The organism is Burkholderia sp. IMCC1007 (assembly GCF_027257875.1).
Classification (GTDB): Bacteria; Pseudomonadota; Gammaproteobacteria; order Burkholderiales; family Burkholderiaceae; genus Burkholderia.
The window spans coordinates 1-10,732 of sequence record NZ_JAPVQY010000110.1; the positions used below are offsets into that span (position 1 = coordinate 1).

The window sequence follows — 10,732 nt, forward strand, 5'->3', positions numbered from 1 at the left end:
GGCCGTCGCGCTCGCCGCCGCGCTGCTCGCGCTCGGCATCGTGCCGCGTATCGATGCACGCGCCGCGCAGCGTGCGCAGGTGGCCGTGCAGCAGGCGCTGCCGGTGTCCATCGTCGTGCCCGGCGCGGCGCCGGCCGACCAGACGCTGACGTTGCCCGGCTCGGTCGCGCCGTATGCTGACGCATCGATCTATGCGCGCACGAGCGGCTATATCGCGCACTGGAGCGCCGATCTCGGCACGCACGTGAAGGCCGGCCAGACGCTCGCGCAGATCTCGGCGCCCGATCTCGACGCGCAGCTGCGCCAGGCGCGCGCCGACGAAGCGAGCGCGCAGGCGAACTACGACTACGCGAAATCGACCGCGCAGCGCTGGCAGGACATGCTGAAAACGCAATCGGTGTCGCAGCAGGACACCGACACGAAAGTCGCGGACATGAACGCGAAGCGCGCGATGCTCGCGTCCGCGCAGGCGAACGTCGCGCATCTCGCCGAACTCGTGTCGTACGAGTCCGTCACCGCGCCGTTCGACGGCGTGATCACCGCACGCAACGTCGACGTCGGCACGCTCGTCACCGCGGGTGGCACGCCGGGCAGCCCGGGTTTGTCCGGCGAACTGTTCCATCTCGAACAGACGGACACGCTGCGCGTGTTCGTCGACGTGCCGCAGGACAGCGCGACCGGCGTGTCGGCCGGCACGGCCGTCTATCTGACGACGCCGCAGTATCCGGGGCGGCGCTTTGCCGCGCGTGTCGCGCGCAGCGCGGGCGCGATCGATCCCGTCACGCGCACGCTGCGCGTCGAGATCGACGTCGACAACCGTGACGGCGCATTGATGCCCGGCGCGTATGCGCAGGCGCATCTCGTCTTGCCGAGCGCGGCGCCGGCGCTCGAACTGCCGGTCAGCGCGCTGCTGTTCCGCCCGAACGGCGTGACGGTCGCTACCGTCGGCGCGAACGGGCGTACGGCGCTGAAGACCGTGCAGATCGGGCGGGATTTCGGCACGCGCGTGGAGATCGTCGCGGGGCTCGCGGCGACCGATCGCGTGATCGACAACCCGGGCGATGCGATCACGGCTGGGGAAGCCGTGAAGATCGTGGCGGCGGCGCGCGATGCGGCGCCGGTGGCTGCTTCGTCCGCTTCGTCCGCTTCGTCTGCTCCGTCCGCGCAGTCCGCGCAGTCCGCGCAACCACCGTCCGCGACCGGCGCGCGCAACGTGCCGCCGCTGCGCGCGGCCGGCGCCCCGCCGGCTGCGTCAACGCCCGCTCCGGCGCCTGCCCGCGGCTGACCCATCGACGACGACTCACGAGAGACCTGCCATGCGCCTTCCTCATCCGCTCCCGTTCGCCCGCCGCGCCGCCGCGCTCGGCGCCGCCGCGGCATTGGCCGCACTGACCGCCTGCTCGACGCTGCCGCCCTATTCGCCGCCCGCCGTCGCGGTGCCCGCCCACTACGCGGGCGCGCCGGCCGCGCCGGCCGCGCAAGCCGGTTGGCGCGCCGCAATGCCCGCCGACGCCGCTGCACGCGGCGCGTGGTGGACCGTCTTCGGCGCCCCCGACCTGAACGCGCTCGAAGCGCGCGTCGACGTGTCGAACCAGACAGTGAAGAAAGCCGTCGCCGACCTGCAGCAGGCACGCGCGATGGTCGACTACCAGCACGCCGGGTTCTTGCCGACGATCACGGCGGGCGTCGCGCAAAGCCGTGCGCGCGTGTCGCAGAACCGGCTCGGCTCGTCGCTCGCCGGCAAGACGACGCCCGACTACCAGGCCGGCGTGGCCGCGAGCTGGGAGCCCGACGTGTTCGGCCGCGTGCGCGACGCGGTGACAGGCGCGCAGGCGAACGCCGCCGCGAGCGCGGCCGACCTGCAGGCCGTGAAGCTGTCGGTCACGGCCGAACTCGCGACTGATTATTTCGCGCTCCGCTCGCTCGACACTCAGAAACAACTACTCGACGACACTGTGCACGCATACGCAGACGCGCTGACGCTGCTCAAGCAACAACTCGCGGCCGGTGCAATCGACGCGTCGGCGGTTGCGCAAGCCGAGACGCAACTCGAATCGACGCGCACGCAGGACACCGACATCGACGCGTCGCGTGCGCAGTTGCAGCACGCGATCGCGACGCTGGTCGGCGAAAGCGCATCGACGTTCGCGCTGCCGCGCGTGCAGGCGTTCCACGTGCCGGCCATTCCGGCCGGCGTGCCGTCGCAACTGCTCGAACGGCGGCCCGACATCGCGGCGGCCGAACGCCGTGTCGCGGCCGCGAACGCGCAGATCGGCGAGGCGCGTGCCGCGTTCTTCCCGGATCTCGTACTGTCGGCAAGCGCCGGCCTCGAAAGCTCGTTCTTCGCGCCGTGGCTCGCCGCGCCGAGCCTGTTCTGGTCGCTCGGCCCGCAACTCGCCGGCACGCTGTTCGACGGCGGCCGCCGCAGCGCGTCGCTGCGCGGCGCGCATGCGCAATACGACGGCGCGGTCGCCGATTACCGGCAAACCGTGCTCGTCGCGTTCCAGCAGGTCGAGGATCAGTTGTCCGCGATCGATGCGCTCGCATCCGAAGCCGGCAGCCAGCAACGCGCGACCGACGCGGCCGACCTGTCGCTGCGGCTGACGACGAATCGCTTCAACGCGGGCGCCGTCAGCTATCTGGACGTGGTGACCGCGCAGACGATCGCGCTGACGAACCGGCGCACGGCCGATCAGATCGACGCGCGCCGGATCGAGGCCGAAGTCGGGTTGCTCAAGGCGCTGGGCGGCGGCTGGCAAGCGAGCGCGAGCGCAGGCTCAGACGCGGAATCGAAAGCCGGCACGACGGAACACGCGGCCGCCGTGCGGCCCGAGCCCGCCGTCACGCTGACGGCGGCCGGTTAAACGTGAGAGGCGTGCAGCCGTAGCACCATTCCAACTCTTCAATCAGCGGACGAAAGGCGGTACGTCGGTAATACGGCTCGTCGCCGTCACCTCAGGACATGTCACCGTCAGTCACGCGAACCGTGTCTTCTCCATCACTTTCGCGCCGGTCGATTGCCTTGCGGTAGACCGCCTTAGCGGTGTCAAGAGTGATTTGCATCGGGTTTTCCGAGCCTATGCTAGCCAACTACCGCTGATCTGCAGGATGGTTCCGCAGACGATCAACCAAAATCCAGTTCGCATGTTGAAGAAGAAGACGTTGCGGACTTGCGTGCGAATCAGCGTGTCGGGATTGTCGATAATCTGCCGCGTGATGTGCGGCCAATATCTCGTGCACTCCGATCGCGCGGCGATTCCCGACACGGTCAACTCTCACTTTTCCTATTCGTGCCCGCGCCGCCCCAGCACGTCGAGATACACGTCGAGCGATCGCCGCACAGATGCCGCGACCAGGGATGTGATCTCGCTGTAGTCGCCGCTCACGCACGCGATATCGCGCGCGTCGTAGTACGCGAGCCGATCTTCCTTGCGGATGATCGCTGGCGGGTAGCCCGCCTTCATCAATTCAAAGTTCTGCAGCAGCCGTCCCGTCCGCCCGTTGCCATCGACAAACGGGTGAATCTTCACGAACCGCGTGTGCAGTTCGGCCGCCCGCTCGACCGGATGCATCGCCCCGGCCTTGCCGTACCAAGCGAGCAGCGCAGCCATTTCCGCCGGCAAGTGCATGAAGTCCGGAGGGGTCGTGCTCGCGCCCGCAATCACGACGTTCTCCTGCCGATACCGACCAGCCTGCTCCGAATCGATGCTCTTCAGGACGAGCGCGTGGAGATTGCGAATCTGCCATTCGGTGAGCACCTCATGCTTCGAGACGATCTCCTCAACGTACAGGATCGCGTCACGATGATTCGTTGCCTCGAAGTGCTCGCGAAGGGACTTTCCGCCCACCGTAATGCCTTCCAAAACCACTTTGGTTTCGCGCAGCGTCAGCGTGTTGCCCTCGATTGCATTCGAGTGATACGTCCACTCCAGCATCAGCTTCTCGCGCAGCGACGCAACGGTATGCGGCGGCAGAGGGCGCGCAGCATCAAGTGTCGCCTTGTTAGCGTCGACCGTCGTCAGCAGCGCGGCAGTTTGATTCGACATTTATCTCTCGAAATGAGGTCCAGTACGTTCGACTATATACCCCCAATGGGGACACATCAGCCGCTTTTTGCATCCCACACCAAAATCTCGCGGACGTATGCCCAAACGACGTCCGGCATGGTGCGGTAGTCACCTGTATCGGCAGGAGCAAGCCACTTGTTCAGGGTCTTTTCAGGCACGCTGATTCGCGTCGCGAAGGCAGCTCGCGTAAGTCCGAGAGCCCGCATCGATTCGCGCAGAAACTCCTGCTATGTCTGTATTTTGGCCGTTCCCGTTTCCATCAAATGACCCCACGTACGACGGAAGCGAGCGTTACAGGATCGCCGTCTACGAGACGTTTAACGGCCGCGAGACTAGAAACTCCAATCAAGTTCTGAATGAGCTTGGGCGACCTGCCTTGACGGTGGAGGTTCACTGCGAAGGTTCGCCGGGCGGCATTGACGTTACCGTTTTCGATGCCGGCCTGCGTGTGCAGGCGACGGATGATTTCGTTCATCCTGTAACACCAATCCTTTCCTATCGTGTTACGAGGAATTATGGCGTTACGCATGCCGAACCGCAACCGCGAGCGAGGCAAGGTCGAACGTCCTCGAGCGTGCGGCGAAACCGTGGTGGCCTGGAGTGGATACCTGACGGCTCGACCCGCGATGATCGAGGCCGAAGTCGGGTTGCTGAAGGTGTTGGGCGGTGGCTGGCAGGCAAGCGCAGGCGCGAACGCGAACGCGGAATCGCACACCGGCACGATGGCACCCGCAGCGGCCACGCAGCCCGAACCCGCCGTCACGCCACCCGCGGCCGGTTGAACGTGAGCAAGAACCGCGTGCCGCGCGCGTCGCTTTCGACCTGCGCGGTGCCGCCGTGCAGCTCCATCACCGAGCGCACGATCGCGAGCCCGAGCCCGGCCGTGCCGCCCGGCGCGCCGCCGCTGCGTGCCGGGTCGCCGCGCACGAACCGGTCGAAGATCCGCGGCAGCAGTGCGGGATCGATCGGCTCGCCCGGATTCGCGACGACGACGCGCACCGCATCGGCCGTTTCGTCGACACTCAGCGTGATGACACCGCCGGCGGGCGTGTAACGCAGCGCGTTCGCGAGCAGATTACCGACGGCCCGACGAAACAGCTCGACGTCAGTGGTCAGCTGCCCCCGCCCTTCGACGCGCAGCGCCGAGCCCGCTTCGTCGGCGAGCCCCTCGAAATACTCGGCGATGCGCTCGAGTTCTTCGCGCACGTCGAACGCGCGCTGCCGCGTGACGAAGCTCGGATGCTCGGCGCGTGCGAGAAACAGCACGTTGTCGATCATCCGCGCGAGACGGTCGTATTCCTCGAGATTCGATTCGAGCAGCGTCTGGTACTCGTCAACCGAACGCGGCCGCGCGAGCGCGACTTCGGTGGCGCCGCGCATGTTGTTCAGCGGCGTGCGCAGGTCGTGCGCGAGATCGGCGCTGAATTGCGACAGATGCGCGAACGCCTGCTGCAAGCGGCCGAGCATCGCATTCTGCGCATCGACGAGCGCGCGCAGCTCGGGCGGCGCGCGCGACGCGTCGAGCCGCGTGTCGAGCTTGTCGACCGTGATCCGGCCGGTGTCGTCGACGATCTCGTGCAGCGGCGCGAGCGCCTTGCGGATCAGCCCGTAGCCGAGCAGCAGCGCGAACAGCGCGCCGAGGCCGCCGGCGAGCTTGAGCCGGTCGCGGTAGCCGTCGAGCAGATCGGCCCGGTCGCGCATGTTGCGCGCGATCGCGATGCGGATCGGCGTGTGGTCGCCGAGCGCGGCCTCGATCACGACACCGCGCATCGGCGTGCCGTCGTCGGCGCGCCACGTGACGAGCCGGTCGCTCGTGATCCGGTCATTCGCGGGAACCGGCACCGCGTGCGGCGCAAACAGCTGCGCGTCGGCCAGCGGAATCGAGGCGGCCACAGGCGCATCGTCGAGCGCGGCGAGCCGCACGTTGTGGCGCGCGAGCACGTCGCCGTGCGCGTCGACGGCGGCCATCGACAGCGCCTCGTTGCCCAGCACCTGGCTCGTGAGCCGCTCCGCGTGCGCACGAGCCGCATCGAGCGATTCGAGCTCGCCCGCGAGCCGGCGCGTGTGGCGCGCGGCCAGCACGATGTCGAGATCGTCCTGCGTGTTCACCTGCCGTTCGAGGCCCGCATACACATATGCGCCGACGAGCGCGAACGCGGCGAGCGTGGTCGCGGCGAACGCGAGCGCGAGGGTCGCGGCGAGCGAGCGCGGGCGCGTCATGCGTCGTCCTTCGGTTCGAGCACGTAGCCGACGCCGCGCACGGTATGGATCAGCTTGACCGGAAACGCGTCGTCGATCTTCGCGCGCAGGCGCCGGATCGCGACCTCGACGACATTGGTGTCGCTGTCGAAATTCATGTCCCACACGTACGACGCGATCTGCGTGCGGCTCAGCACTTCGCCCTGCCGGCGCGCGAGCAGTTGCAGCAGCGAGAATTCGCGCGGCGTCAGGTCGATCCGCGTGGTGCCGCGCTTCACGCGGCGGCGCATCACGTCGATTTCCAGATCGCCGACGGTCAGGTGATCCGTTTCGCGCGGCGGCCCGCGACGTGCAAGCGTGCGGATGCGGGCGAGCAGCTCGACGAACGCGAACGGCTTCACGAGGTAGTCGTCGGCGCCGAGCTCGAGGCCGTGCACGCGGTCCTGCACGTCGTCGCGCGCGGTCAGGAACAGCACGGGCGTCGTGTGCGTTTCGCGCAGCCGCTTCAGCACACCCCAGCCGTCGAGCACGGGCAGCATCACGTCGAGCACGATCACGTCGTAACGCTCCTCCTGCGCGAGCATCAGCCCTTCGGCGCCGTCCTTCGCGAGATCGACGCTGAAGCCCGATTCCTCGAGCCCCTTCTTCAGGTACGCGCCCGTCTTGGGTTCGTCTTCGACTATCAGGATGCGCATGGCCGTCGCCTTCGTGGAAACATGCGGCGATGTTACCGGGAAACGGAAACGAGGAACCGCTCCGTGCACGCGTGAATGCCGTTGATTACAAAACGGTAATCAGCCGGTCAGCCTGGCGTGCGGCGGCGAAACCAGAATGCTGGTGTGGGCCGTTTCCCCACTTTCCCGTTGCCTTGTTTATCCAGGAGCCACCATGAAACTCATCGCCGCCTTCGTTCTCGCCTCGCTGAGCCTGCCGTTTGGCGCATCGGCGTTCGCGCAGTCAGTCCAGCCCACCCCCGCGCCGCTCACGCACGCCGAAGTGCGCCAGCAATTGGTCGAAGCACAAGCCGACGGCTTGCTGCCGTCGAACCGGAACGACTATCCGCCGTCCGCAGCGCAGATCGCGCGCAACCGGCAGGTGTATGCGCTCGAGCATCACGACGCGGCGCCGGTTGCGACCGCATCGGCCGGCGCGTGGACCGAGCAGACCGCGCAGGCGCAGTGACGTGCACGCAGCCGAAACGCCGCGCACGACCGGTCGTTGCAGCCTGAAGCTACTTGACCGGCATCAAGCGCGGGTTTCCGGCGCGCCGCTGAAATACCGCCGTGCCAACGCAACCCAATACCGGACACCGGCCGGAATGATGTCGTCGTTGAAGTCGTATTTCGGGTGATGCAGCGCCGGCGCAGCCGCGCCGTCCTGCGCATTGCCGATCAGCACGTACGCGCCGGGCCGCTCCTCGAGCATGAAGCCGAAGTCTTCGGAGGTCATGTTCGGCGGCACGTCGCGCTGCAGGCGTGCGTCGCCGAACGTGTCGCGAATCACCGTTTCGCAGAATGCCGTCTCGGCCGGCGTGTTGACCGTCGCCGGGTAGTACTGAAAAAACTCCACGTCGACCTGCGCGCCGTAAGCCGCGGCCAGCGCTTCGCACATCATCCGGACGTCGCGCTGCAACTGCTGCTGCAACGCGGACGACAGCGTGCGGATCGTGCCGCGCAGTTCGGCGGTGTCGGGAATCACGTTGTCCGTCGTGCCCGCCTGGAACATGCAGACGGAAATGACCGCCGGGTCGACGGGATCCTTGTGCCGCGCGGCGATCGTCTGGCACTGCAGCACCATCGAACACGCGAGCGGAACGGGATCGATGCCCAGATGCGGCTGCGCCGCATGCGCGCCCTTGCCGGTGACCGTGATCCTGAAGCGCGAGCCCGCGGCCATGATCGGGCCGGTGCGCAACCCGAAATGCCCGGCCGGCAACCCGGGCCAGTTGTGCATGCCGAACACCGCTTCGGTCGGAAATTGCTCGAACAGCCCGTCGTCGATCATCCTGCGCGCGCCCGCGCCGCCCTCTTCGCCCGGCTGAAACACGAAATGGACGGTGCCGGGCAGCTGCGGCAGTGCCTTCAGCACACGCGCGGCGCCGAGCAGCATCACGGTATGTCCGTCGTGCCCGCACGCATGCATGATCCCGTGCGTGCACGATGCGTGCGCGAAGTCGTTGGCTTCGTGGATCGGCAATGCATCGAGGTCGGCGCGCAGCACGATGCCGCGGCGCGGATCCGCGCCGGGCAGGCTCGCGACGACGCCCGTGCCGCCGAGCCCGCGCGACACCGCGTAGCCGAGCGCCTCGAGTTCGCGCGCGACGACGTCGGCCGTTCGGTGTTCCTCGAACCGCAATTCGGGATGCGCATGCAGGTCGCGGCGCAGCTTCGCCCAGTGTGCATGATGCGCGTGCAGCGACAGGTCGGGGATGACGTGATCGTCCAATTTCGGCACCTTCGGAAGGTAGAGGGCTTACAGCGTACGGCAGGCGCGAATCGCGCGCAGCGGCCGCATCAATCATAAAAGCCGAGGATCGACTTGACCTCCATGTACTCCTCCATCCCTTCGATCCCGTATTCGCGGCCGTTGCCCGACTGCTTGTATCCGCCGAACGGCGCCTGCGGGTCCCAGGCCGGGTAGTTCAGGTGCACCTGCCCCGAGCGGATGCGCGCGGCCGCCGCGCGCACGCGCGCCATGTCGGTGCCCTGCACGTGCGCGCCGAGCCCGTAGACCGTGTCGTTCGCGATCGCTATCGCCTCGTCGACGGTGTCGTACGGCAGGATCGCGAGGACCGGACCGAAGATCTCCTGCTGCGCAATTGCCATGTCGGTACGCACGTCGGAGAAAATCGTCGGCCGCGCGTAGAAGCCCTTGTCGAAACCCGCGGGGCGGCCGGGCCCGCCGGCGATCAGCTTCGCGCGTTCAGCGATGCCCGCGTCGATCATCTGCGCGACGCGGCCGAACTGCGCGCGATTGGCGAGCGGCCCGTGCGTCGTCGCGTCGTCGAACGGATCGCCGACGATCAACTGCTGCGCCGCCGCGACGGCCAGTGCCTCGACCGTGCCGAGCGCGTCGCGCGGCACGATCATGCGGGTCGGCGCGCTGCACGACTGCCCCATGTTGCGGAACGCGGCGGCGACGCCCGGCGCGATCGCGCGCTGCAGGTCGGCATCCGGCAACACGAGGTTCGGCGACTTGCCGCCCAGCTCCTGCGCAACGCGCTTGACGGTCGGCGCGGCGGCCTGCGCCACCAGCACGCCGGCCCGCGTCGAGCCGGTGATCGACACCATGTCGACCTCCGGGTGCGACGACAGCGCCGCGCCCACCGCTTCGCCGCTGCCGCTCACGAGATTGAATACGCCAGCGGGCACGCCCGCATCGGCGACGACTTCCGCGAACAGCAGCGCGCTGAGCGGCGACAGTTCGCTCGGCTTCAGCACGACCGTACAGCCTGCCGCGAGCGCCGGTCCGACCTTCGCGGTGATCTGATAGATCGGCCAGTTCCACGGCGTGATCAGCGCGCACACGCCGATCGGCTCGCGCACGACCGCGGTCGTCCCGCGCCGCTTGACGAACGGATAGCTCGCCAGGTTGTCGCGCGCGACGCGGATATGTTCGGCTGCGAGCGGCACATGCGCGCTGCGGGCGTAACTGATCGGCGCGCCCATCTCCAGCGCGAGCGCCGTGGCGAACAGCTCCGCACGCTCCAGGATCAACGCATGGATGCGATCGAGCAGCGCGGCGCGCGCGTGCGGCGACGTCGCCGACCACGATTCGAACGCGCGGCGCGCGGCGCTCACGGCGCGGTCGGCATCGCGTGCGCTGCCGAGCGGAATCTCGCACAGCGTGTCCTCGGTGGACGGGCACACGACCGCGAACCGGTCGCCGCCATCGGGCAGCACCCAGTCGCCGTCGATGAAGAAACGATCGAGCCGGCCGGCTTGCGTCAGATGAACAACAGGGGAATTCATCGGTTGCTCCGAGAAACCCCATCCTTCAGGACGGGGAGGAAAGGAGCGCCGCTGTTTGACAGCGGCATTCCACCGTTAAAATGGCCGGCATGATCCTTGTCTATCGCTACCGGGTGAAATCGCTCAACGGACTGCTTAACAAGCAGAGCCGTGCGGTGAATTACGTCTGGAACTTCTGCAACGATACGCAGAAGCACGCGCTCAAGTGGAGCAGGAAGTGGCCTACAGGATTCGACCTGAACGTGCTGACGACCGGCAGCAGCAAGGAACTCGGTATTCACTCCGGCACGGTCAACGCGACGTGCGAGCAATATGCGAAGTCGCGCAGTCAGCACCGACGCCCGTACCTGCGTTATCGCGGCAGGAAGTCGCTCGGCTGGGTGCCGCTGAAGGGCCGAGACCTGAAGCGCGAGGGCGACGCGTTTCGCTTTGCCGGCAACACCTTTCGCGTGTTCAACAGCCGGCCGCTTCCCGAAGGCAAGATCAAGGATGGAA

At 67.5% G+C, this 10,732-nt stretch carries 11 protein-coding genes and 1 pseudogene; 5 read left to right on the plus strand and 7 right to left on the minus strand.

What is annotated here, in order from left to right; translation table 11 throughout:
- Both O1Q03_RS39355 and O1Q03_RS39360 read left to right on the plus strand, forming a co-directional pair.
- The coding region (locus O1Q03_RS39355) for an efflux RND transporter periplasmic adaptor subunit (RefSeq protein ID WP_269511387.1) at nucleotides 1-1,285 on the plus strand (1,285 nt) is incomplete at its 5' end.
- A 31-nt stretch (nucleotides 1,286-1,316) separates the two neighbouring features.
- Nucleotides 1,317-2,864 carry an efflux transporter outer membrane subunit gene (locus O1Q03_RS39360; protein ID WP_269511389.1) on the plus strand — a complete coding sequence of 516 codons (1,548 nt, stop codon included), beginning with the start codon at nucleotides 1,317-1,319 and terminating at the stop codon, nucleotides 2,862-2,864.
- A gap of 420 nt (nucleotides 2,865-3,284) precedes the next feature.
- Here O1Q03_RS39360 and O1Q03_RS39365 read toward each other — a convergent pair whose 3' ends face one another.
- From O1Q03_RS39365 to O1Q03_RS39375, 3 genes are all read right to left on the minus strand, one after another.
- A complete protein-coding gene (locus tag O1Q03_RS39365; protein ID WP_269511392.1) occupies nucleotides 3,285-4,046 on the minus strand; it encodes a Fic family protein in 762 nt (253 codons plus the stop codon).
- Nucleotides 4,047-4,102: 56 nt separating this feature from the next.
- Nucleotides 4,103-4,225, minus strand: coding sequence for a hypothetical protein (locus O1Q03_RS39370; RefSeq protein ID WP_269511395.1), 123 nt, complete (start codon nucleotides 4,223-4,225; stop codon nucleotides 4,103-4,105).
- 101 nt (nucleotides 4,226-4,326) lie between these two features.
- Nucleotides 4,327-4,542 carry a hypothetical protein gene (locus tag O1Q03_RS39375; protein WP_269511398.1) on the minus strand — a complete coding sequence of 72 codons (216 nt, stop codon included), beginning with the start codon at nucleotides 4,540-4,542 and terminating at the stop codon, nucleotides 4,327-4,329.
- Between the two features lie 52 nt (nucleotides 4,543-4,594).
- Here O1Q03_RS39375 and O1Q03_RS39380 point away from each other — a divergent pair, with 52 nt between their 5' ends.
- Nucleotides 4,595-4,849 (plus strand): hypothetical protein, encoded by a 255-nt coding sequence (locus O1Q03_RS39380; protein ID WP_269511401.1) that lies wholly within the window; start codon nucleotides 4,595-4,597, stop codon nucleotides 4,847-4,849.
- Here the strand turns inward: O1Q03_RS39380 and O1Q03_RS39385 are convergent.
- Nucleotides 4,827-6,287, minus strand: coding sequence for a heavy metal sensor histidine kinase (locus O1Q03_RS39385; protein ID WP_269511405.1), 1,461 nt, complete (start codon nucleotides 6,285-6,287; stop codon nucleotides 4,827-4,829). The two genes, O1Q03_RS39380 and O1Q03_RS39385, sit on opposite strands and share 23 nt — an antisense overlap.
- Nucleotides 6,284-6,961, minus strand: a complete 678-nt coding sequence (locus O1Q03_RS39390) for a heavy metal response regulator transcription factor (RefSeq protein ID WP_269511408.1) — start codon at nucleotides 6,959-6,961, stop codon at nucleotides 6,284-6,286. Before O1Q03_RS39390 ends, O1Q03_RS39385 begins: the two co-directional genes overlap by 4 nt.
- A 193-nt stretch (nucleotides 6,962-7,154) precedes the next feature.
- Between O1Q03_RS39390 and O1Q03_RS39395 the strand changes: the two genes are divergently transcribed.
- Nucleotides 7,155-7,448 carry a DUF4148 domain-containing protein gene (locus tag O1Q03_RS39395; protein WP_269511411.1) on the plus strand — a complete coding sequence of 98 codons (294 nt, stop codon included), beginning with the start codon at nucleotides 7,155-7,157 and terminating at the stop codon, nucleotides 7,446-7,448.
- A 63-nt stretch (nucleotides 7,449-7,511) separates the two neighbouring features.
- Here the strand turns inward: O1Q03_RS39395 and O1Q03_RS39400 are convergent, their stop codons facing one another.
- Nucleotides 7,512-8,711, minus strand: a complete 1,200-nt coding sequence (locus O1Q03_RS39400; protein ID WP_269511414.1) for a M20 aminoacylase family protein — start codon at nucleotides 8,709-8,711, stop codon at nucleotides 7,512-7,514.
- 68 nt (nucleotides 8,712-8,779) lie between these two features.
- Nucleotides 8,780-10,237 (minus strand): aldehyde dehydrogenase family protein, encoded by a 1,458-nt coding sequence (locus O1Q03_RS39405; protein ID WP_269511417.1) that lies wholly within the window; start codon nucleotides 10,235-10,237, stop codon nucleotides 8,780-8,782.
- An 89-nt stretch (nucleotides 10,238-10,326) separates the two neighbouring features.
- Here O1Q03_RS39405 and O1Q03_RS39410 point away from each other — a divergent pair.
- Nucleotides 10,327-10,732: pseudogene (locus O1Q03_RS39410) on the plus strand (RNA-guided endonuclease InsQ/TnpB family protein); the annotation flags it as partial.

What these genes read in the sequence shown, in the direction of transcription:
- O1Q03_RS39360 (WP_269511389.1), top strand. Translation starts at nt 1,317, where the DNA reads ATGCGCCTTCCTCATCCGCTCCCGTTCGCCCGCCGCGCCGCCGCGCTC.
- O1Q03_RS39365 (WP_269511392.1), bottom strand. Translation starts at nt 4,046, where the DNA reads ATGTCGAATCAAACTGCCGCGCTGCTGACGACGGTCGACGCTAACAAG.
- O1Q03_RS39375 (WP_269511398.1), bottom strand. Translation starts at nt 4,542, where the DNA reads ATGAACGAAATCATCCGTCGCCTGCACACGCAGGCCGGCATCGAAAAC.
- O1Q03_RS39380 (WP_269511401.1), top strand. Translation starts at nt 4,595, where the DNA reads ATGCCGAACCGCAACCGCGAGCGAGGCAAGGTCGAACGTCCTCGAGCG.
- O1Q03_RS39385 (WP_269511405.1), bottom strand. Translation starts at nt 6,287, where the DNA reads ATGACGCGCCCGCGCTCGCTCGCCGCGACCCTCGCGCTCGCGTTCGCC.
- O1Q03_RS39390 (WP_269511408.1), bottom strand. Translation starts at nt 6,961, where the DNA reads ATGCGCATCCTGATAGTCGAAGACGAACCCAAGACGGGCGCGTACCTG.
- O1Q03_RS39395 (WP_269511411.1), top strand. Translation starts at nt 7,155, where the DNA reads ATGAAACTCATCGCCGCCTTCGTTCTCGCCTCGCTGAGCCTGCCGTTT.
- O1Q03_RS39405 (WP_269511417.1), bottom strand. Translation starts at nt 10,237, where the DNA reads ATGAATTCCCCTGTTGTTCATCTGACGCAAGCCGGCCGGCTCGATCGT.